Below are 22098 nucleotides of genomic sequence, written 5' to 3'. Positions count from 1 at the left end.
TCTGTCCTGAGTGTTGGTATTGAGTAACGCTACTCAGCTAATATCCATAAAGGTTACAATTGAAAATAAGTTCAGCTACTCTATTGAAGTCTCTATGCAAATAGTTCTTCCCTCTGAACTAGAGCAACTCATCCAACGCCAGCTTGCCTCTGGCAAATACCAATCTGCCCTAGACGTCATCACGGCAGGCATTCACCTACTCGACCAGCAAGACGACATTTATCAAGGGCGACTCCCCGAACTCCAGCAAGATGCCCAGATTGGTTGGGAAGCAGCCCAGCGCGGCGAACTCGTTGAAGGCCCCACCGCCATGGCCCAGATTCAAGAAAACCTGCGGTCTCGCCACGCCTCCGCCAAATAATGCCCCCTCAGTTTTACCTAACTCAGCCTGCCATTCAACACATTGAGGCTATTGCAGACTACATCGCCGGTCAGACTGGGCTCCAACAGGCCGAGCGCTTCCTCTCAAAGCTCAATGCCAAATACGCCAGAATTACCCAATTCCCTAACATGGGGCGACCACGCGGCGAAATTCTCCCAGAGCTGCGCAGCCTCTCAATGGAGAGCTACCTCATTCTCGGCGTTGCTTAACGCAAGTATGATTTGCCCCCCCAGTCCCCCAATTTTGGGGGGAGCCAGAGTCTCAAAGCCCCCCAGAATTAGGGGATTTAGGAGGCCATGCGGGGTGCCCTGGTTGTAGCCTTTTAACTCAAGGGCTAGGTCAACTTCTTCACCTCTGTAGGTGTTGTTGACCTCGTACCCATCGTGCTTGTTGCCCAAGACATCGTATGAGAAAGTCTCCCAGCGGGTCATAATTTTAGCCATTACTCCTCTTTGCTCTTGCTAACACTAATGGCTTGCTGCAGTTCTCGAAGCAGGACAAGTACTGTTCGGTCCTCACTTGATAAAAAGGCTTGGTCACTCAAAGCCTTCACTGACTTATCTACGGTGGGTACTAAATGGTCGGGAAATTCGATCTGCATGTGATCTCTCCTACTTAAGCAGTGGTCATTGCATCATTGAGAGCGCGTTGTCTCGCATCCTGATGCTCTTTTGTGCAGCCGTATACTACGTTCAGCCTATAACCTAACTCTTCTAATTCTTCTTTGAGATTAGTGAACTCAGGCTCTGTGCACTCGGTGGTCATCAAGAAGATTGCTTTAAGGCTGCACGCGCCGTGTTGGCCTACGTGCTCGTAGCTTAGGCGGCGTTGCTGAATGGCAGTATGAATTTGCGAAATCCGGAAGGAGTTTTCAAAGATTTGAGCCGTCGCTTCATACCCTGAATCAGCAACGCCTCATTCTCTTTACCGCAACCGAATCTAGAGTAGACATCTTGCGAGTCGTCAGTGGCTACCGCGACCTAACGAGTTTGTTCACAGACAACGACGAGGAGTAATCGACTTTCGGTAGACACGGTAGACGCCCGGTAGACACCCTGTCTACCGGGCAAAAGCCTTTATCCACAATCTCTTCAGCCATTTCGGTAGACGGTAGACACTTTCCTGGCAATTCCCCCTTGGTAAACCTTGTCTACTTGTCTACCGTTTCGCTATAACCCTTGCCCATCAACACCTTCAGCGGTAGACACCCCGTCTACCGTTTCCTCAAATCTGTCTACCGCGTCTACCGTTGCCCGCCACCGCAGCCGATTCCCCATTCCCTGGGTTTCCCCATACCCCATCGCCTCCAGCTCCAGAAAATGAGCACGAATTACCTCCACTCCCGCCTTCCGTAAGCTGCGCTCATAATTTCGCACATCCTTTGCCCGCAGCCAGCCCCGCACCCGCGAGAGCTGAATCAGCTTCGTATAGACCGGCTCCAGCGCCCCGTCTACCGTATTCCCGTCCGCATAGAGCAGCTTCACCTGGCCAATGAACCAACGCCCCAGCTTAATTGCCGATTGCATCTGGCTCACTTCCATTGCATGGTTCGGCAAACGCCCCTCCACCGCCGCATTCAGGCAGTGCAGAATCAGCGCCAGCCGCCCCGTGTAGCCCTGCATTTTGGAATAGACCGCCTGCAAGCCGGGGTGCGTTTCCGTCACCCGCAGCTGATCCAACTGGTCATACCAGTCTGCAAACAATGCCTTGGCCTCAGGGCTCAGCCGGTAGCACTGGGCCGTCAATCCCTCCAACTGCTGGTAGAGGCCATAGAGCCGCTCCGACACGTCATGGCGCACCGTCTGCCGGGGAAAGGGCGCAGGCTTCAGCGGCAGTAAACACCATAAAAAACGCGCCCACTGTCCACTGGCATCCGAGCAATCCCCCATCATCTCCCGCAGAATATCGGGCTGAATCGTCCCCGTCAGGCTCAGACTGGTGCGCGGCAGGCTGATGCGCAAACCGCTAGCCCGATCCACCTTCAGCCCCGAGCCATCAAAGGCCGTCAGCAGCGACTCCTTATCGTTCCCTCGACCATTGCGATACTGGTTCTGCCCCTTGAACAGACCTGCCAGCTCATCCGGCGTCACCAAAATGCCCCGCTCCGGCTGCTGGGACTGGATACGAGCGATCGCCTCCCGTGTCGCATCCGAGGTGTGATACTCCCGTGGCATCGGCTTCCTCGGGCGAATGCCCCTGTCCTCTGCTCGGGTTTGCTCCCAATCCCGCAGGTCAACCTCATACTCCGAAGCTGCATACGCATAATCCTGATCGGCCTCCGCCTGGAGCAGTGAGAGCGGCCCCAAAATCTGTCGCTGAATTGGGCTCTTCTTACTGCCCGAGGGGGCCACCAGCCCCGTGAATACAATCGGCGGCACGGAGAACCCCATCCCAGCATCAATCTCTAGCTCCGTACCCACCCGCAGCAATGATGCCGCCACCGGCAGCAGCGTCACCAGCATCGCCGCTGGCGTCGCCCCAATCCAGTCCGCGATCTGCTCCAAGGGTTCTGCCAACTCAGCGTGAAGATACTCCCCCAGGCACAGCTGGTAGTCGCCAATTTTGAGCAGCTGGTGAATCTCGGCTCGGCGATCGTCCCGCTCTTCGGTTTGCTCCAGTTCCGCCTGCACCAGGGTGACCAGGTTACCGATATCCCTGCCTGATAGCCCCGTCTCCTGGTGCCACTGCACCACCTGCGCCGCCAGGGCCAGTTCGGTGGGGCTGGTGCCCAGATAGGTGCGAATCTGGTCTTGCAAAGCCTGCACCGTCAATCGCCTGGGGTCTTGAGTAGAACTGACTTCCAGCTGCCGCCGGTCTTGCACCGCCGCTCGAATCTGCTCCGCTGTGGCCCCATCGTGAATCCAGTCCACCACGTCCAGCCCGCCATGCTTCGGCAGGTTTTGCCAACGCAGGCTGTCAGGGTAGGGGTAGCACCACTGGGCCGAGGGAAAGTCTTGGGCGACTTCCGCCATGTGAGCAATACCGACCTGGTCGCGATCTGGGCACAGCACCAGATGGGCCATCTGCAAATCTTGACGGTAATCGCCATAGCTGCGGTACTTCTTCGAGCCACCCAGAGTAGTTGTTGCAGGAATGCCAATGTTCCATAGGGCATCCGCGCAGCCTTCCCCTTCCACCATCCAGATGGGTTGACCGATGGATATGGCATTCTGGACATCGCGGTACCGGTAAATTGGCACCTGGGCTCGAATCTCAGGGGTCAGCCCCTTGACCCACTGCTGCCCATTCCAGTGGTACTGCACAAAAAACTTTGCACCATTGCCCCGATCCACCCGAGTCACCTTCACCAGCGGCTGCCCGGTTCGGCTGGGATAGAAATAGTCCTGCCGCTGCTGGGGGCGAACCGGCTTCTCGGGTGAGGCGGTGGCTGCAAAGTATTGCCCCCACATGCCATCGGCTGTTGGGCCTCGATAAACATAGCCGTCTACCGCTTCATCCTGGTCTACGTGGGTGTGGCAGAACACCACCTCCTCATTCCAGCGGCAGTCTTGGTCTTTGGTGCGTCCACAGATTGGACAGGAGCGCGATCGCCCCGAGTAAATGTACTGTGCCATGGTTAGCTCCTAAATTTAGGAGCCAGGCCATCACAATCGACCAGCTGTTTTTAACCGTAAGCTGTGCCCAGAGTGGACATTTTCAATGTCTTTGCTATAGTTGAAGACACTACTTCTAGCAGCAGATTAATGCCCTGGCTGGTTCGGCGAAAACCACATCAGGATGTTGATTAGCCTGGCTCAGAAAATAAACAAAGAAAGTCCGACACCCTGACTGCGTTGTAGTTAGGGTGTTTTTTCCTAGGCCTCAAGAATGAGATGCTAAACCTAGCTCTTCATCACATACTTGATGGACTATCGAGATATCAAGGCAGCTTGATGTCCCTGAGGTTATCGACGATTAGACCGCTGTGGAACTTTTCGCTGGTTACTCAACAAACTGGCCTGATAGACTTCGATAGCTCGCTGATGGGCCACTGGGTCATGGCGGTTTTGGAGCCAATCTTTGATGAGTTCCAAGTTGTAGCGGGTACAGCGGCTATTAATGCGAACCCAGTGAATGCCCTCAATTAACAGGCCCTGCAATCTGTATTTTTTTAAGGTAGTGCTGCTGAGATTGAGGTACTGTAACGCTTCCTGCTTGCTGACAAACTGATTCATGGGTTGCCCCTCCTTTGTAACGTTGAGGCCAGATCTCCCGAGGAGACAGGCCGAGCTTGGCCGCGATCACTTTTTCAACCCTGCGAGACCGTTGTCTCGTCAGGGCATGGGAAATGGCAGAAGGCCCCACACCGAGTTCCTTAGCAATGCCAGCTAATGTCCAGCCTTGCTTACGAAGAGCTGCCTTAATGTCCTCTACGTGCATAAGATCAACAAAGCTCCATCAATTTGTATATCGATGAAGCTAACAATTAATAACGCGCATGTCAAGCGCTATGATTTGCAATAGTAATCCCTGGACTTACAATGGATAACACACCTTCTGATGAGGGGCAGGCAGTATTAGCCGACTCAAACAGTTTCCCACAGCGATTAAAGCAAGCTGTAGGAGAGAATAGCATTCGAGGATTTGCACGAAGTTGTGGATTCTCTGACACAGTTTTGCGCCAATACCTCAACGGCCAAAGCGAACCTACCCGACCCGCACTGCTCGCCATAGCACGCACGGCAAACGTCAGCGTAGAATGGCTGGCTGGCGGTCAGCCTAGTTGCAGCAGCTTGAGAGAAGGAGAATCCAAAGAGTATATCTATAAGGATCCGCTAGCTTTCCAGACGGACTGGCTAAAGTCTGAGTTCCCAAAGTCTTATGACCATTTACTCCTCACCCAAGTTCAGGATGAAAGCATGGAGCCTACCCTGGTTCTCGGAGACCTAGTACTAGTAGATACCAGCGTTAGGGAGTTAGCGGCCATCGACCATGGACTTTTCCTGTTTAAGCTAAATGAGCGAATTTTGATTAAGCGCTTGCAGTACATCCCCGAAAATAACTTCCGGGTGCTAAGTGATAACCCTGCCTACGAAGCTTTTTCCTTAGACCTGTCTAGCAAGTCGAATGGCCTAAGCATCATGGGCAGGGTAGTTTGGGCCGGACACAAGCTATAAAGCTAGCGCTTTAAAATTCCACCATCACGGCAGATTTCTGAATGACGGAGGCATAGTGTTTGAACAAAATTTGAGGATCGTGACCTGTTTGCTCTGCTACCGCTAGAGGATTTGCGCCATTCGCTAGAGCATGGCTAATGGCAGTATGGCGGGTAGAGTAAGGTTTCCGATAGGTGATTTCGAGCCGGGTCAAGATTTTTGTCCAGGCTCGGCGACGAAAGGTATGGTCGTTGAGGAGCTTTCCCTTCGGCGATGGAAAAACTGATGCTTCAGGATCCACGTTGGTAGGTTTTCTAGCAGATAGCATCTCTGCCACCGTGGGGGTAAGGGTTATCGTCCGATCCTTCCCCGTTTTGGTGGTCTTACGGACTCCTCTAGAAACAGATTCGCCAATCCATACCGTTGAGTAGTCATCGGCAATGTGCTTCCATTTTAGGGCTACAGCTTCCCCAAAACGACAGCCTGTACCGAATAGGAACGTCACAAAGTCGGCGTAGTGCTGGTAGTAACGATCCGTTCTAAACGCCGCCAAGATAGCTTGAACCTCAGCCAATGTAAATGGCTTAACCTTCTGCTTAGGGGCTGGTTTCACCCTCTCTAGAACGGATGCCCAGGGGTTTTGTCCGAGTGTCTGCTCAGCCCAGTTCCAACAGGACTTAACTAGGGTTAGGTAGTCTTTGGCCGTTCGTTCGACCACTCGCTTTCGCAAGTACTCGGCAAAAGCGGTGGCACTGTCCTCATCCACAGCGTCTGCTGGCTTAGTTAAGAAAAATGCGTCTAAATGTCGCCGCGTAGCTCCATATCGGCACAGACTGCCCACCTGTAAGTCTTTGGCTTTGGTCTGAACCGCTGTGAATTTCTCAAATAACCCAGTCACGGTGGTTGCCTCGCGCTTTTTAGCGACAGCTTTGGGTGGCTTGTACTTCCTGAGGGTCTCATCAAAGTTGCCGGAGGCAATATCCAGTTCGATCTGAGTCGCCTTCTGCTGGGCCACGATGCGATTAACTCGGGAATCAGGCAAGCCAACGGCTATGTAATGGCGTGTGCCTCCATAGGTAAAGCGTAATCTCAGCCTGCCTTTATCGCTTTCTACTTTGACAAGGCTTCTATCTAGGTCGCGGATCAGCGTCGGGCGTGCCGCTACGGGGGGTTGCATAGTAGTCATCTTCCTACCAATTTCCTACCACTCAGACGTCCAAAAGCGTCCAAAAGTAGCCAACCTCACCCCCCCTATTGACAATATGTTAGGGTCATCAAAAGGTTGATGCGTCGGCTACAAGGCGCTTCCGCAGTAGGTTTTAGAAGAATCGGGATGGCGGGATTCGAACCCACGGCCCCTTCGTCCCGAACGAAGTGCGCTACCAAGCTGCGCTACATCCCGTTTTTACTTGACTAGGGTAGCACAGCAGACCCCCCCCGTTGGCAAATAGTTAGGTCGGCAGCGGCAATTCGTAGCGTCTAAAGCCTGTGACATTCCACATTTAGCTCAAATATCCGCCTCGCCTGAGATCCAGACCGGCCATCATTCCTTGTTAAGCAGTGGCGCTGCCCGCCAACGCACCTAGCATTTGCGCCCGGGCCGCGATCGCTTCAGGACAATTCACCAATCTTTCAACCCTTTCCGGCAAAACGAGCGGGTTCGGTAAATTGTGCGTAGTGCCGCAGCCGCAGCCGTGTCACCGCCGAAGTAAGCGGGTAAACTCAGAGAAAATCTGCTCTTTACCCTCGACATTTGGAATCTGCTATGGCAGCACCCTCAGGCCCCATTCCAGCTACCCCAAAGCCCATCAAATTTGGCACCGATGGCTGGCGCGGCATTATTGCCGCCGACTTCACCTTCGAGCGGGTGGCTCAGGTGGCGGCGTTATCGGCCCAGGTCTTGCACCGCTGCTTTGGGGCCGAAACCGGCAGCCGCACCGTGGCGGTGGGTTACGATCGCCGCTTTTTGGGGGCTGAGTTTGCCCGTACCGCTGCCGAGGCGATCGCGGCTCAGGGGTTTGACGTACTGCTCTCCCAAGACTACGCTCCCACCCCTGCCTTTAGCTACGCCGCCAAGCACCAGGGGCTGCTGGGGGCGATCGTCATCACCGCCAGCCACAACCCCCCCACCTACTCAGGGCTCAAGATCAAAGGAGCCTTTGGCGGCTCGGTTTCCCCTGAGGTGACCAAGCAGGTAGAGGCGCTGCTGCCCAATCCGCCCGCCCCCCTCGGCAAACCCGGCCAAATCGAAACCTTTGACCCCTGGCCCGCCTACTGCGAAGCGCTCCAGGCCGAGGTCGATGTGGCCGCTATTCAAAAGGCGATTTCGAGCGGCCAGCTCACGGTGTTTGCCGATGTGATGTACGGGTCTGCCAGTGGTGGTCTGCCCCGTCTGCTGGGCGAAGCCAGCGTTCACGAGCTGCACAGCGATGCCGACCCGCTGTTTGGCGGTAACCCACCCGAGCCCCTGCCCAAGTACCTGGGCGAAATGCTGGAGACGGTCAAGGAGTATCCGGCCCAGGCGGGCGTTAAGGTCGGGTTGGTCTTTGATGGCGACAGCGATCGCATTGCCGCCGTCGATGGCCAAGGCAACTTCCTCAGCTCCCAGATTCTGATTCCCATCCTGATCGACCACCTGAAGTCGCGGCGCGGCTACAGCGGCGAAATTGTCAAAACCATCAGCGGCTCCAACCTGATTCCGGCGGTGGCTAGGCTCAACGGTCTGGAGCTGTACGAAACCGCCGTAGGCTACAAGTACATCGCCGATCGCATGCAGGAGGCCAAGGTGCTGCTCGGTGGCGAAGAGTCGGGCGGCATTGGCTACGGCCACCACATCCCCGAGCGCGACGCGCTGATGTCGGCCCTCTACGTGCTAGAGGCCGTCGTCGCCTCTGGCATGGACCTCAGCGACTACTACCGCACCCTGCAGGAGAAAGTTGACTACTTCTCCGAGTACGATCGCATTGACCTGCCCCTGGCCAGCATGGACGTGCAGGCCAAGCTGCTCGAATCTCTGGCTACTGCACCGCCGACCGAGGTCGCGGGCAAAGCCGTCACCCACATCCTCGACATCGACGGCTACAAGCTCACCCTGGCCGACGACAGCTGGCTGCTGATCCGCTTTAGCGGCACCGAGCCCGTGCTGCGTCTCTACAGCGAGGCCCAAACCCTCGACGAGGTTCACAAGCACCTGCACTGGGCGAAGGATTGGGCGAGTTCATTTACCTAGAGGGGTTCAAGGTATAGGGTTCACGGTTTGGATGTCGGAGTTCTGCCTTATACCCTGCACCTTGAACCCTATACCCTATGTAACAACACCTCAAAAAACGTTAAGACATTGCCTTAGTGTCTGTGCAATCCTTAACACTGGAAAATTACAAGCGATTTTTCAGTCTTTGGATAGTCATGGAACAGCAGAAAACAGTCATCGTTACCGGCGCTTCATCTGGGGTGGGGCTAAACGCTGCCAAAGCTTTGGCCGATCGCGGTTGGCACGTAGTCATGGCCTGCCGCAATATCGATAAAACCAAGCAGGTGGCCCAGGAAATCGGCATGCCGAACGGCAGCTACAGCATCATTCACCTCGACTTAGGTTCCCTGGCCAGCGTGCGCCAGTTTGTCAGCGACTTTCGGTCCACAGGGCGCAGCCTAGAATCGCTGGTGTGCAATGCCGCCGTCTACTACCCTTTGCTCAAAGAGCCGATGTACAGCGAGGATGGCTACGAAATCAGCGTGGCCACCAACCACCTGGGCCACTTCCTGCTGTGTAACCTCCTGCTGGATGACATCAAAGCTTCCCCCGCCGCCGACAAGCGCCTGATCATCCTCGGCACCGTGACCGCCAACCCCAAAGAACTGGGCGGCAAGATCCCCATTCCCGCCCCCCCTGACCTGGGCAATCTGGAGGGCTTTGAGGCCGGGTTCAAAGCCCCCATCTCGATGATCAACGGCAAAAAGTTCAAGTCGGGCAAAGCCTACAAAGACAGCAAGCTCTGCAATGTACTCACCATGCGCGAGCTGCACCGCCGCTACCACGACGAAACCGGCATTACCTTTAGCTCGCTGTACCCCGGCTGCGTGGCCGACACGCCCCTATTCCGCAACCACTTCAAGGCGTTTCAGACCATCTTCCCCTGGTTTCAAAAGAACGTTACGGGCGGCTATGTAACCCAAAAGCTGGCGGGCGAGCGGGTGGCCGATGTTGTCACCGACGCCGAACTCAAAGAGTCGGGCATGTACTGGAGCTGGGGCAACCGCCAAAAGCCCGGTCGCCGCTCTTTTGCCCAAGAAGTCTCAAACGAAGCCCAGGACGACGCCAAGGCCCGCAAACTGTGGGAGCTGAGCGCCCGACTGGTAGGGCTAGATAACGAAACGGCGCAGAACGTGCCCGCCACTGCCGGTTCAGTTTAAGCACGCCTACTTGAGGTGAGGCCTAGAGCTGCCACACGGAGTCCTAGGCCTCACCTGAGGCTAAATTCTGACTGTATACTCTCGCTTTGTAGGGACATTGCACTCCAACGCCCCCCACCAGGTATCGGTTTTGACTCAGAATTTTGTGAGTTGGATTTAGGATTAATCCTGCTGATAGCCCCATCCCTGGGGTTCCTCAATAGGGGCCGGGTCAGAACGATCTTCGGGAGGGCGAATGCCGGGCTTATCCAGCAGTCTCACCGTACTGGCCTGGGGACCATCAATGCCCTCTGAGAGAAAGTACTGAACGCCAGCACCTACAGTTAAGCGGTCGAAGTCGTCGTGCAAAACGCTATTGCTGTGAAAGTATATGTCTTGGCCGTCTAGGCTTTTTAGAAATCCGTAGCCCTGAGAGGGAAACAGCTTGCTAATAATACCACCAACGACCTGTTCAGGATGGCTCTTGGTATGGTTTTGCTGCCTTTCAGTCAGTTCTTTGAGTTGGCGGCGAGCCGCGTCAAAAGCATCTCGAATGACTGTTTCTAAGGAGTCATACTGCACCCCTTCACCAGGATTTTTGGCCACCGCAATTTCGTGGCCTGGGGGCACGGTTAAATCAAGCCGTACGCGGTAGGGCGACCCGTGATTGGGGTGAGAATGGGCGCGTTCGACGGCGATGTGGCACCCCATAATGTGATCACACACATCTTCCAGCTTATCCACTTTAGAGCGAATTAGCGCTTCTAAAGCAGGGGTTTTATCGACATCGCGGTACGTAATATCTAATGGAATTTGCATAACAAATGGTTGATATCAGAACGTGACAGCAGCCCTCACTTTGCTGCGAATTAAGTGTTAATTCGGGTGTCAAAGGGGCTAAGAATACCCGTTGATGGGCACAGTAGATCTCAAATCTGTAGGCTGGCTGCGACGAGAATAACTGATCAAAAAGCGTCAGCAGATCAGGTTGGCGATCGCAGCGATCGCCCAGATTGAGCAGCTATACAGTTGATTTAAACTAACGATTTTCAATCGGTTACACCCTCATCCAGGGGGTGGATATAGCCGTTCACAACAATGGTGCTAATGGGGCATAAACCACAGCCATGAATCACTACACTGAATAGATTGGCTTGCTTGCAAGTGTCCTATGGTTTAGGCCCTTGCTTGGTAGGGGCATTGCAAGCAATGCCCCTACCAAGCAAGGGCTGCGGTACATCAAGCCCGCGCTCGATAGCGGCCTAGCGCCATCAGCGGAAAATGGTGGCGGTACAGGTGATAGCGGATATAGAAGTGGCGGGGGAAGCCAGTGCCCGTAAACTCCTGCTCGTCCCACGTGCCCTCAGCGGTTTGAGTCGTGAGCAAATAGTGAATACCCCTTTTGATGGCTGGCTCTGCGGCGACACCGCTATCCGCTGCGTCGATTAAGCCCAGAAGCGCCCAGGCGGTTTGCGACGGCGTGCTCGGCCCCTGGCCCTTGAGAGCGGGGTCGTCGTAGCTGCGGCAGGTTTCGCCCCAGCCGCCGTCGGGGTTTTGACAGCTGACGAGCCAGTTGGCTCCGCGCGCAATCGCCCCTTGACAGCGTTCTGGCGCGATCAAGGCCAGGGCCGACAGCGCCCCGCTGGTGCCGTAGAGGTAGTTGACGCCCCAGCGGCCAAACCAGCTGCCGTCGGCCTCCTGTTCGTTGAGCAGAAAGGCTAAACCCTGTTCGAGTCGCTGCGCGGTGAGGTCGCTGGCGTAGCGGGCCGCCAGGTCGGGTTCGCGGCAGAGGCGACCGTGCATCTCCAGCACCCGAGCGGTAATGTCGGCGGTGCTGGGGTCGATCATCGCTTTGAGGTCGCCGTAGGGAATGGCATTGATCCACTCCTGGTCGTTGTTGATGTCAAAGGCGGCCCAGCCCCCGGTTTTGCACTGCATGGTGGCGACCCAGCGCACGGCCCGGGCGATCGCCTCACGTTTCAGCGCCTCGTCGGGTAGGGTGACATCCTGCAGCGCCATAGCCACCACCGCCGTATCGTCCACATCGGGGTAGAAGCGGTTGTCAAACTCAAAGGCCCAGCCCCCCGGCTTGCCCTGGGGATTTTTCACGATCCAATCGCCGTAGTCGAGAATTTGCTTTTCCAGCAGCCATTCGCCCGCCCGTACCAGGCTGGGGTGGTCGGGGGCTAGGCCGGAATCGGTCAGCGATCGCATACCCAGCGCCGTATCCCACACCGGGGAGACGCAGGCCTGCACCCAGTAGGTATCGTCGGTCTCGACCGCAAAGTTGTCGATTGCCCGTAGGCCACGCCGCACCACTGGGTCGTTCACATCGTAGCCGAGGCAGCGCAGGGCCAGCATCGAGTTCAGCATGGCGGGAATAATTCCGCCCCAGTCGCCCGTGGCCTCCTGCCGTTCTAAAATCCACTGCTCGGCTTTGCGAATACCCTCGTCGCGAAACGGGGTGAAGTTAATCGACTCGGCAAACTTGAACGCGCCGTCGAGCCAAACGAAAATGTCGCTCCAGTCGCCCGCTTTCGGCAGTTCCCAGCGCACGTTGGCAACACCTTCGGCGTAGAGTTCATCGAGGGTTACGGCAGGCTCGATGACATAAACCGGCTTTTGGTCAAAGACCACCAGCAGCGGCACCGTGCTGCCCCGCGCCCAGCTCGACAGTTCGTAGATGGTGAAGGGCGAGGGCGACTCTAACAGCATGACCCAAGCGGGCAGCGAGGGCAGACCGCGCCAGTCGTAGCAGCCAATCAGAGCCAGGTGCAGCTTGGTGAAAATGCGGGTTTTGCTGATGCCGCCGCGCTGGAGAATAAAGTCTTTCGCCCTCAACAGAGCCGGATCGCTGGCGGGCACCCCCAGCACCCGCAGGGCCATATAGGCCTCGACGGAGGTGCTCAGGTCGCCGCCGTCGCCATGGAACAGTTCCCAACCGCCGTGGGGTCGCTGATGCGATCGCAAGTAGCGCTCGGCCTTAGCTAAAGGACGCCCGCCGTCGGTGCCCCAGATCTTATGCAACAGAATGATTTCAGCGGTAATGGTAACGTTCGACTCTAGCTCGGCCCACCAGTAGCCGTCGGGATGCTGTAGGGCCAGCAGGTAGTTTTGGGCAGCGGCGATCGCCCGATCAACCCCGGTTAGCTGCTGTGGTTCTTGAGTCTGCATGGCCACCCCTCACATCCTGAATGCTGCGATCCTTGAGGCAGCATAATGCAAATGCTCCTGCCAAGGAAAGATAGCTGAAACGGACGGACTTCGATCTGAAAGGATTCGGCAATGGGTTCGCGTTTAGCAACTGATTTATGATGCGGAAGAATTAACCGCAGGCATGGTATGGCGATCTTAGCGTTGAGCTTAACGAGTCTGGCCCTCCTGATTTGGATCGGGATGCTGCTGTTTTGGGGCCAGTTTTGGCGGGCGGACCAGCGGCTTGAACCTGGAAGTTTGCCACTGCCTACCTGGCCCACGATCGCGGTGGTAATTCCAGCCCGCAACGAGGCCGATCTAATTGGGGTAGCGGTGCGATCGCACCTCACCCAGACCTACCCCGGCAACCTATCTGTGGTGCTGGTGGATGACCAGAGTACGGATGGTACAGCGGCGGTGGCGAGGGAAAGCGCGATTGCGGTAAATCAAGCCAACCGCCTTACGGTGCTATCGGGGGTCGCCCTCCCCCCCGGCTGGACGGGCAAGCTTTGGGCGATGGAGCAGGGTTTTCGCCACCTGGCATCGCAGCCTACCCCGCCCGACTACCTGCTCTTTACCGATGCCGACATTGAGCACGATGCCGCCAGCACTCAGCAGTTGGTGACCAAGGCCGAATGCGATCGCCTCGACTTGGTATCGCTCATGGTGCAACTCCGCTGTGAGAGTTTTTGGGAACGGCTGCTGATTCCGGCGTTTATCTTCTTTTTTCAGCTGCTCTACCCCTTCCCCTGGGTGAACAATCCCAAAAAACAGACCGCCGCCGCCGCCGGAGGTTGCGCCCTAATCCGCTTCAGCGCCCTTCAGCGCATCAACGGTCTCCAGGCCATTCGCCAGGCCTTGATCGATGACTGTGCATTGGGGGCAGCGGTCAAAGCCAACGGCCCGATCTGGCTCGGCCTTAGTACCACCATTCACAGCCTGCGCCCCTACCCCGACCTGCACAGCATTTGGAATATGGTCGCCCGCAGCGCCTACACGCAGCTCAACTACTCGCCGTGGCTGCTGGTTAGCACGGTGCTGGGGATGCTGCTGGTCTACCTGGTCTCTCCCCTGAGCGTGGTTTTGGGCCTAGTTGGGGGCGACATCGCCCTGACGCTGACCGGACTGGCGGGCTGGCTGCTGATGGCTATAGCCTACTGGCCCACATTGCGCCTCTACGGCGGCACCCCTCTACTGGCCCTGGCGCTACCACTGATTGCCCTGCTCTACACTCTAATGACGCTCGACTCGGCGCGACGGCACTGGGCGGGCAAGGGCGGTGCCTGGAAGGGGCGAGTTTACAGCGATATGGGGTAGTAGTTCTCCCCGGCAGCACCTCTATACTGATAGCAATAGGACGGTTAAGAGAGCTTTCGATGAAAACCCTCGCTAAATGGTCTGTGGACGACTATCACCGGATGATTCAGGCAGGCATTCTCCAGGCACGCCGTGTCGAGTTGCTGAGGGGAGAAATTGTTGAGATGAGCCCAGAAACCCCAATCCACTACACGACCGCAAAACAGGGGGCAAAATACTTGGAAACATTGCTGGCAGGTAAGGCCGAGGTTCGCTTTAACGGGCCGATTACCCTGGCCAATTCTGAGCCAGAGCCGGATATCGCCGTCGTTCGCCTGCCCGAATCGACCTACCGCGATCGCCATCCCCACCCTGAAGACATTTTTTGGCTGGTCGAAGTTGCTCAAACGAGCCTCAAGCAAGATTTGAACGTCAAAGCCGCTGTCTATGCCGCCGCCGAGATTCCTGAATATTGGGTTGTGAGTTTAGCGACGATGCAGATCACGATATTTAAGCAGCCCGTAGCAGGCCAATATAGGCAGCAAACAACGGTGCAAGACGGGAATATTGTGCCTCTGGCTTTTGACAATGTAGCCGTCTCCGTCAAACGGCTACTGGCGCAGACGAGCGGTTAATCAACCGTCTGAAAGGAACATTATTGGGCGTTGCATAATTAGGAGATGAATTAGGGGAATCTGTGATGCAATGTCCAGAGTGCAGAGCCACTCATATCCGTAAGAATGGCAAGAGGAAAGGTAAGCAGAATCACATCTGCGTAGCCTGCGGTCGTCAGTTTATTGATAGCTACGAACCTCACAGAGGATACTCGGATGAGGTCAGACGCGAGTGTCTCAAGCTGTACACCAACGGCCTCGGGTTTCGAGCCATAGAACGGGTCAAAGGGGTGCATCATACAACCGTGATTACTTGGGTGAAGCAAGTCGGCGAACGCCTTCCTGAGGCCTACGACCCCGAAACGACGCCAGAAGTCGGCGAACTCGACGAGCTGGAAACCTTTGTTGGCTCAAAAAAACAAGATTTGGCTCTGGACAGCCGTTGACCACTTCAAAAAAGGGATTTTGGGCTGGGTACTGGGTGACCATAGTGCTGAAACCTTTGCCCCACTCTGGTCTATTGTCGCCGCCTGGAACTGCTATTTCTACGTTACCGATGGCTGGTCAGTGTATCCCGGTTTCATTTCAGAAGGCGATCAGATTGTCTCCAAGACCTACATGACTCGGGTAGAAGGCGAAAACACACGACTGCGCCACTACCTGGCTCGACTACACCGCAAGACACTGTGCTACTCCAAGTCCGTAGAAATGCTAGCTCACTCCGTTCGACTGTTACTTCACTACCTCAAGTTCGACGATGTCCTAGTCCCTCCACGGTTCATCCCTTAATTCAGCAATGCCCATTATTGATCTGACTTGCAAAGGGTAAGCGTTAGTTTCTCCAGGGCTTTGAGCGCTTGGAGAGAGCCGCTGATAAAGTTTAGAGCTGCGATCGGGCGCTTCAAAAAGCTGCGGGCGAGAATGTTGGCGTGCAGGTTGCCGTCTGGGCCGATCGCACCAGCAATATTCGGCAAGTCGCGGCTACAGTCGTCGCTGATCACTCGCAGAATGGCGACTTTTGCCTGGGGCATGACCTCCAGCAACACCGCGCTTTCCATATCCACCACATCGGCCTGGTAGCGATCGCCCAGCCGCCGCTTTTCTACCACTGTGGTAATCACGCGATCGCACATCACCCCAGTCCCCATGGGAAGCTTGAGCCGCTGAGCCAGGGAGTCGGTAAGGGCGCGATCGCTTTGAAATCCATTTCCTCCAACTACATTCCACACCTGCTCAAGCAGAATAGCGTCACCGATCTGGTGCTGAGGCGACAGGCTGCCGCCTAGGCCCATCAGCAAAATCTCCTGGTCGGCAAAGCGCGATCGGTCTTTCCAGCTCTCCAAAAAGGCGCGAAACGCCGCTGGCCCTGCTGGAATAGGCATTACCAGAGGAGCATCGGAAAGCGCTTTGACGCCGCGCATCACTGCCTGATATTCGGCCCCGACAGGTACGAGAATCACCTGAATTCCCATCAGGTCGACCGCCTGGTGAGCCAGCTCCAACCATCTTCCAGCAGGGTGTAGAGCACCGGCACCACCAGCAGACTCAGCAGAGTTGAGGTCAGCAGTCCGCCGATGATCGCCACCGCCATCGGCTGCCGCAGCTCAGCGCCAGCCCCTAACCCGATCGCGATCGGCACCATGCCCAGGACTGTCGAGGCGGTAGTCATGAGAATGGGGCGCAGCCGCACCAGGCCCGTTTTCATAATCGCGTCGGTGCGCTTTAGCCCAGCGCGGCGTAGCTGGTTAATGTAATCCATCAGCAAAATCGCGTTTTTGTCGAGCAGGCCCAGCAAAAACAGCAGGCCCAGCAGCGAGACAATGCCAAAGTCGCTGCGGGTAATCAGTAGCGCCAGCATGGCCCCCACAATCGAGAGCGGCAGTGACAGGCCCACCACTGCCGGTTCTAGCAGCCGCCCAAAGGGCACCAGCAGCACGAGCATCATGCAGATCACCGCCAGGACTAAAATGCGGCCAAAGCTGCCCAGCACCTCACCGGCCCGCTCTGAGTCGCCCCCCAGGTCGATGCGGACCCCAGGGGGCACCACGGATTCTGCGATCGCAACCACCTGCTCGGTGGCATCGCCCAAGGCTTTGCCGTCGCCCAGGTTGGCGCTGAGGGTGGCGACCCGCTCCCCACCCTGGCGGTTGATTTCGACGATCGCATCGGCGGTATTGTCGGCCCCAGAGATGCGCACATCGGCAAAACCGGGCAGCGCCGCTACCTGGGCCTGAATCTCGGCGGCGGCGGTTTGCAGCGCCGTTACATCATCGCCCAGCAGCGACACCTGGAGCGGTTTTTCGCCGCCAGTATCGACAAACTGAAGGTCTTCGACGCTAGTCTCAACGCCCTCTAGCTCCGGCAAATCCTGGCGCAGCTGAGCCTGAACGGCGGCGGTGTCGCGGTCGCGATCCTCCCGCAGCTTAATGTACAGGCTGCCCTCGTTGGGCCGCCCCCGCCCGCCCACGGTGGTCAGCACCGACTCCACCTCGGGTAGGGCAACCACGGTTTCTTCTAGCTCATCGGCCTGCTGGAGGGTTTGCTGCAAGAGCTGCGATCGCGCTAGCGCTGACTGGTCAGTTCGCACATCCCCTGCCCCCGGCGGAGCGGTTAGGCCGGGGGGCAACTGGCCCGGCGGCAGTTGGCCTTGCAGTTGGCCCAAGTCCTGGCCTTGCCCAGCACCTGGGCCTGGGCCTGGACGCTGGGGCAGCGGTGCGCTGTAATTGAGCAAAAATTCTCCCTGGTCAAGCTGGGGAATAAACCCCTGGGGAATTAGGGGAATGATGGCGATACCGGCAACCAGGCTGGCGATCGCCAAACCCATCACAATCCAGCGGTGGCGCAGCGACCAGGCCAGCACTCGGCTATAAACGCGCTCCAGCCATGAGCTAGGCACCGCATCTGAAACGGGAGCAGCCTGGTCTGAAACCAGAGGGGCACTGGAGTTGGAGGGCCTGGCCCGCAGCCAGTACACGGCCAGCACTGGCGTCAGCGTACGCGCCACCAGCAGCGAGGTCAGCACCGCCGCCGAGACCGTCAGCCCAAAGGGTTTGAAAAACTGCCCCACCGTGCCGCCCATCAGCGCCACGGGCAAAAAGACGGCCACAATGGTCAGCGTCGAGGCCGACACCGTTAGGCCAATTTCGTCGGTTGCTAGCAGCGCCGCCTGGCGGGGAGTTGCCCCTTCCTCCATGTGGCGAATGATGTTCTCAATTTCGACGATCGCATCGTCGACAATGATGCCAATCACGATCGCCAGGGCCAGCAGCGTAATCGTCTCCAGGTTAAAGCCGTAAATGGCCATCACGATCGCCGTGCCCAGCAGCGACAGCGGAATCGCCAGCGCCGTAATCACCGTGGCCCGCCAGCTGCGCAAAAAGCCCAAAATGACCAGCACCGCCAGCACGATCGCCCCTACCAGCGCGTCGATGGTGGCCTGGGTGGCCGAGCGAATGAAGCCAGCCTGGGTGGCGGCCAGCGTCATCTGCACCTGGGGTAGATCGGCGCGCAGCTGCTCTACGGCGGTTTCGACGCGATCGACCACCTCCAGCGTGTTGGCCTCGCCCTGCTTAATCACCTGGATAGCTAGCGCCGCTGCCCCATTGAAGCGAATTAGCGTGGGGGGATTTTGCAACGCGGCGAGAAAACTCCCTTCGCCTTCAGCGGCAGCGGTAGGTTGAGCGCCCGTGCCCCGCAGATCGACGCGCAACACGCCGGGCAGGTCTTGCAGGGGTGGCAAAATCTCCGCCTCGGCCAGCTCAGCCAGTTCCTCTAAGCTCAGCTCGTCATTGGCAAGGGCATAGCTAATCGCCGTCGCCTCATTCAGGTTGAGGGGAATGATTTCGTAATCGGCCTCGCTGGGCAGGTCGGCCTGGGCGATCGCCTCTTCGACAGCGGCGGTGGCTTCTGCCAGACCCCGGTTGACGCTAAAGCCTGTTCTGACTAGGGTTTGCCCGGCAGAGGTAGTTGAGTTGAGCCGAGACAACCCCGCTAGAGGCTGCAGCTGATTCTCTAAAGGAATGGTGAGCTGAGCCTCGGTTTCCAGCGCTGTCTCAATTGGGGCAGTAGCATTGACCAGCACCACCGAAAACGTAATGTCTGGAAACAAGGCATACTTCAGAGAGCTAAACGCGAACAGCCCCGCCACCCCAATCACAAGCCAGCAAAAAACCGTTAGCCCGCCGTTCTGAATGGCTAACCGGGAGATATTCAACCGTTCTCGAAGCTGGCTGAGGTCGGGTCGGGGCATCGATTTAGTTGACGAAGAGAAACGCAGATATCATAGCTTGTTCAACAGGTTCCTCAGTTTACGGCAGTGCCAGTGCCGATCGCCGATGGCCCTAAGGGGCCGGTCTTTGACCATCGCGCCACGTTCGCTGAAGCCAACCTAATCAAACTCCTGGTGCATAACCGATTGGCGGAATTTCCATGAGCTTAGTGTTGTTTCTCTTGCAGACCTCTGGCCTAGCCTTGCTGATCGCCCTGGCCACAGGCCTGGTAAGCGGCGGCTGTAGCGCGGCGCTAATTGCGCTGATCAGCTACTCCATCGCCCAGGAGGCCGTGGGGGTAGTGGTAGTGGCGGCCTTTGTGGGGCTGGGCGCGATCGCCCTGATCACGGCGATGGTGTCGCGCATTTTGCTAGTGCGGTTCTCCCAGGCGGCGGTATTTGAGCTACAGCTTCAGCTCTGCCGCCAGATTTTGGCCACTGAGCTGAAGTCTCTGGAAGCCCTGGGGCTACCTCGCCTGCTGGTCATTCTCACGGAAGATATTCAGGTGATCGCTGCCGCCGCCAGCATTCTGCCCGTTCTGATGATCAACATCGCCGGCACTGTCGGCTGCATGGTCTATGTGTCGTGGCTATCGTGGCAGGTGTTGGCTCTGGTACTGCTGATTACCCTGGTTGCCTCGTTGAGCTGCCGCTGGTTTTTGGTGGCGGGGCGGCGCGGTCTGGCAGCTGCCCGCGAAAACCAGGAACGGCTGTTCCAGCATTTCCGCAGCCTGATTGAGGGCATCAAAGAGTTAAAGCTACACTACCGGGGCCGCCAAGACTTTTTTGCGATCGATCTTCAGCAAACGGCCCACCAGGTCAGGTACTACAACCAAAAGGGGCTGAGCCTGTTTGCCGTGCTCGACAGCTGGGGCAAGTTCATCTACTTTTTTGCGGTGGGGCTGGTGCTGTTTGCCCTGCCCAACTGGATTGGCATCAGTCCCAATACTCGGGTGGCCTACGTGCTCACCTTCACCTACCTGCTGGGGCCAATGGAAAACCTGGTGAATAAGCTGCCGCTGCTGGGTCAGGCCAGTGTGGCCCTCGACAAGCTTGCCGCTCTGGGGTTAACGATCAACCAGTCGGTTGCCGCCTCAGCCCCGTCGCCCGTCCAAAGCTGGCAGCAGTTAGAACTCAGGGGCATCACCCACACCTACAGAACCGATCTAGATGCCGCCGAATTTACCCTGGGGCCAGTCGATCTGACAGTGCATCCGGGAGAGCTGATTTTTATCATTGGCGGCAACGGCAGCGGCAAATCGACCCTGGCGAAGGTGCTGACGGGTCTCTATCAACCCCAATCGGGTGAAATCTGGCTCGATCAGCAGCCCATCACTGAGGAAAACCAGGAGTGGTATCGCCAGCATTTTTCGGTAGTGTTTTCAGATTTCTACTTGTTTGATCGGCTGCTAGGGGTCAGCGGCGACGCCGACGACAGCAAAGCTCAGGATTATCTAAAACAGCTCAATCTCAGCCACAAGGTTCGCGTTGAGCAGGGCAAATTTTCGACGGTCGATCTCTCCCAGGGGCAGCGCAAGCGTTTGGCCCTGCTCAGCGCCTACATGGAAAATCGCCCCATTTACCTGTTTGACGAATGGGCCGCAGACCAAGACCCGGCCTTTAAGCAGGTGTTTTACACCCAGTTCCTGCCCGACCTGAAGACTCAGGGGAAGACGGTTTTTGTAATCAGCCACGACGATCACTATTTTCATGTGGGCGATCGCATCCTCAAGCTCGATTACGGTCAGATCGAGTTTGAGCAAAGCCCCTCGTCCGCCAAGCTGTAGCCCCAGTTTTGAATGTAAAAATTCCAGTGCTTTTCAATGGTTTGAATCGTTTCAGGGTTAAGGGAGTATTGATTTTGGCGGTAGTCTTCCAGACCCGCTAAATAGGTCTCAAAATAGGGAGAAGCTGCCTCAAAATTAGGCAGTTCTAACTGCTCAAACAGCCCCTTTAGCAACGGCAGCGGGGCGGTCTGCAAATCTTCGAAGCGAACTTCTGCAAATTGATTAGGAGGCAGATCCGCCGTATCGGTTTTGAGGGCATCTAACAGAAATGGGTAGCTTTCTAAAACCAGCTCATCAATCGGCAAATCGCCGTAGTCTTGCAGGGTTAGCTCAGGCAGCAGCCGCGTAAAGTAGTGCCGCGCCGAGACAAATACCCGATAAGGGCTGCGGTAGATGTGAATGAATTTTGCCCTCGGCCATAGCTCTCGCAGGTGGCGAATGTAGCCGGTATACACCGGATTTTTAATCAGCAGCGGGCGGTGCCCCTGGTGCACCGAAACTTTTTGCAGCAGATGGCGATGCAGGCGTTTCCACTGCTCCACGTCAGCCTCTCCGCCTTCCCCAAACACCTCCCGCCGAAAGTGAGCCTCAAACTGCTTGGGGAAATACATGCCGTGGTAGTACGAAGTCGCCCCCATCGTCGCCAGGGGAATCGAGTCTTCCTGGGGCGAGGTGGGGGTCACCGCCACATTGTCCACATAGCGGTCCTGGGGTAGGGCCTGCTCTAGCAGCGGCTCTAGCGATCGCACAATCCCCAAAATATCCCACGGCATCCCCGTCGCCAGCGGGGTAATGTAGCCAAAGGCCGGGTACTGGGCCAGCAGATTATGCAGGTGGGTGGTGCCCGATCGCCAGTAGCCGACAATAAAGACGGGGTCAGGCATCGGCCGTTTAGGCGACAGCGCAAACACCGCCTGTTCCGCCATCGAAAAAGGCCAGCGCGCCAGCGACACCGCCAGGGCCAGAGCTGCCTGGGGGCAGCGGTTAAAGGCAGGTGGTCCGTTTTCTAAAAACAGCTTTAGCAGGGTAGGGGGGTTGCTGCCACAGAGCGGATGAAACAGGCTCGCCATGG

At 56.9% G+C, this 22098-nt stretch carries 18 protein-coding genes and 1 tRNA gene; 9 read left to right on the top strand and 10 right to left on the bottom strand.

All coding sequences use genetic code 11. The features are described from left to right. Positions 1 to 94 precede the first annotated feature (94 nt). Positions 95 to 361: a type II toxin-antitoxin system ParD family antitoxin gene (locus IQ265_RS06045; RefSeq protein ID WP_194051548.1), complete on the top strand. Its 267-nt coding sequence runs from the start codon at positions 95 to 97 to the stop codon at positions 359 to 361. Beyond that, positions 361 to 591: a type II toxin-antitoxin system RelE/ParE family toxin gene (locus IQ265_RS06040; protein ID WP_194051546.1), complete on the top strand. Its 231-nt coding sequence runs from the start codon at positions 361 to 363 to the stop codon at positions 589 to 591. Before IQ265_RS06045 ends, IQ265_RS06040 begins: the two co-directional genes overlap by 1 nt. A gap of 960 nt (positions 592 to 1551) precedes the next feature. Here the strand turns inward: IQ265_RS06040 and IQ265_RS06035 are convergent. The 3 genes from IQ265_RS06035 to IQ265_RS29840 form a co-directional block, all read right to left on the bottom strand. Beyond that, entirely contained in the window at positions 1552 to 3957 is a 2406-nt protein-coding gene (locus tag IQ265_RS06035; RefSeq protein WP_228037628.1) for a DUF3987 domain-containing protein, read from the bottom strand. Positions 3958 to 4287: 330 nt separating this feature from the next. Then, positions 4288 to 4557: a hypothetical protein gene (locus IQ265_RS29845; protein WP_035984832.1), complete on the bottom strand. Its 270-nt coding sequence runs from the start codon at positions 4555 to 4557 to the stop codon at positions 4288 to 4290. Next, the gene (locus IQ265_RS29840; protein ID WP_194051542.1) at positions 4463 to 4762 is read right to left on the bottom strand and encodes a helix-turn-helix domain-containing protein; all 300 of its coding nucleotides are present in this window, start codon (positions 4760 to 4762) and stop codon (positions 4463 to 4465) included. The genes IQ265_RS29845 and IQ265_RS29840 overlap by 95 nt, the downstream gene beginning before the upstream one ends. Before the next feature lie 101 nt (positions 4763 to 4863). Between IQ265_RS29840 and IQ265_RS06020 the strand changes: the two genes are divergently transcribed. Next, on the top strand, positions 4864 to 5499 hold the full coding sequence (locus tag IQ265_RS06020; protein WP_194051540.1) for a S24 family peptidase: 636 nt from the start codon (positions 4864 to 4866) through the stop codon (positions 5497 to 5499). 10 nt (positions 5500 to 5509) lie between these two features. Here the strand turns inward: IQ265_RS06020 and IQ265_RS06015 are convergent, their stop codons facing one another. Both IQ265_RS06015 and IQ265_RS06010 read right to left on the bottom strand, forming a co-directional pair. Next, positions 5510 to 6655, bottom strand: a complete 1146-nt coding sequence (locus tag IQ265_RS06015) for a tyrosine-type recombinase/integrase (protein WP_194051538.1) — start codon at positions 6653 to 6655, stop codon at positions 5510 to 5512. 151 nt (positions 6656 to 6806) lie between these two features. Beyond that, positions 6807 to 6880, bottom strand: a tRNA-Pro gene (locus IQ265_RS06010). A 363-nt stretch (positions 6881 to 7243) separates the two neighbouring features. Here IQ265_RS06010 and IQ265_RS06005 point away from each other — a divergent pair. Together IQ265_RS06005 and IQ265_RS06000 are read left to right on the top strand one after the other, a co-directional pair. Beyond that, entirely contained in the window at positions 7244 to 8707 is a 1464-nt protein-coding gene (locus IQ265_RS06005; protein ID WP_194051536.1) for a phosphoglucomutase/phosphomannomutase family protein, read from the top strand. Positions 8708 to 8883: 176 nt separating this feature from the next. Beyond that, positions 8884 to 9888 (top strand): protochlorophyllide reductase, encoded by a 1005-nt coding sequence (locus IQ265_RS06000; RefSeq protein WP_194051534.1) that lies wholly within the window; start codon positions 8884 to 8886, stop codon positions 9886 to 9888. Between the two features lie 162 nt (positions 9889 to 10050). Here IQ265_RS06000 and IQ265_RS05995 read toward each other — a convergent pair whose 3' ends face one another. Together IQ265_RS05995 and shc are read right to left on the bottom strand one after the other, a co-directional pair. Beyond that, complete coding sequence (locus IQ265_RS05995) at positions 10051 to 10686, bottom strand: HPF/RaiA family ribosome-associated protein (RefSeq protein ID WP_194051532.1); 636 nt, start codon at positions 10684 to 10686, stop codon at positions 10051 to 10053. A gap of 420 nt (positions 10687 to 11106) precedes the next feature. Continuing rightward, entirely contained in the window at positions 11107 to 13041 is a 1935-nt protein-coding gene (shc, locus tag IQ265_RS05990) for a squalene--hopene cyclase (RefSeq protein WP_194051530.1), read from the bottom strand. Positions 13042 to 13209: 168 nt separating this feature from the next. On the opposite strand from shc, the gene IQ265_RS05985 reads away from it, so the two are divergent. The 3 genes from IQ265_RS05985 to IQ265_RS05975 all read left to right on the top strand — a co-directional run bounded on the left by IQ265_RS05985 (position 13210) and on the right by IQ265_RS05975 (position 15761). Next, complete coding sequence (locus tag IQ265_RS05985) at positions 13210 to 14379, top strand: glycosyltransferase (RefSeq protein ID WP_194051528.1); 1170 nt, start codon at positions 13210 to 13212, stop codon at positions 14377 to 14379. A 59-nt stretch (positions 14380 to 14438) separates the two neighbouring features. Continuing rightward, complete coding sequence (locus tag IQ265_RS05980) at positions 14439 to 14993, top strand: Uma2 family endonuclease (RefSeq protein WP_194051526.1); 555 nt, start codon at positions 14439 to 14441, stop codon at positions 14991 to 14993. Positions 14994 to 15058: 65 nt separating this feature from the next. Continuing rightward, positions 15059 to 15761, top strand: a protein-coding gene (locus tag IQ265_RS05975) for an IS1 family transposase (protein ID WP_278002726.1) whose coding sequence is annotated in 2 segments (ribosomal slippage) — positions 15059 to 15390 and positions 15389 to 15761 — 705 coding nt in all. Because the reading frame shifts where the segments join, the coding sequence is not laid out codon by codon here. 14 nt (positions 15762 to 15775) lie between these two features. Here IQ265_RS05975 and IQ265_RS05970 read toward each other — a convergent pair. Both IQ265_RS05970 and IQ265_RS05965 read right to left on the bottom strand, forming a co-directional pair. Next, a complete protein-coding gene (locus IQ265_RS05970; RefSeq protein WP_194051522.1) occupies positions 15776 to 16444 on the bottom strand; it encodes a phosphorylase in 669 nt (222 codons plus the stop codon). Next, complete coding sequence (locus tag IQ265_RS05965) at positions 16444 to 19221, bottom strand: efflux RND transporter permease subunit (protein ID WP_194051520.1); 2778 nt, start codon at positions 19219 to 19221, stop codon at positions 16444 to 16446. The genes IQ265_RS05970 and IQ265_RS05965 overlap by 1 nt, the downstream gene beginning before the upstream one ends. Before the next feature lie 179 nt (positions 19222 to 19400). On the opposite strand from IQ265_RS05965, the gene IQ265_RS05960 reads away from it, so the two are divergent. After that, entirely contained in the window at positions 19401 to 21026 is a 1626-nt protein-coding gene (locus tag IQ265_RS05960; protein ID WP_194051518.1) for a cyclic peptide export ABC transporter, read from the top strand. Here IQ265_RS05960 and IQ265_RS05955 read toward each other — a convergent pair. Further along, complete coding sequence (locus IQ265_RS05955) at positions 20984 to 22096, bottom strand: sulfotransferase (protein WP_194051516.1); 1113 nt, start codon at positions 22094 to 22096, stop codon at positions 20984 to 20986. The two genes, IQ265_RS05960 and IQ265_RS05955, sit on opposite strands and share 43 nt — an antisense overlap. Between the last annotated feature and the right edge of the window lie 2 nt (positions 22097 to 22098).

Source organism: Nodosilinea sp. LEGE 06152, assembly GCF_015207525.1.
Classification (GTDB): Bacteria; Cyanobacteriota; Cyanobacteriia; order Phormidesmidales; family Phormidesmidaceae; genus Nodosilinea.
Note: the sequence above shows the minus strand (reverse complement) of the source record. Positions and strands in the feature narration are given on the sequence as shown.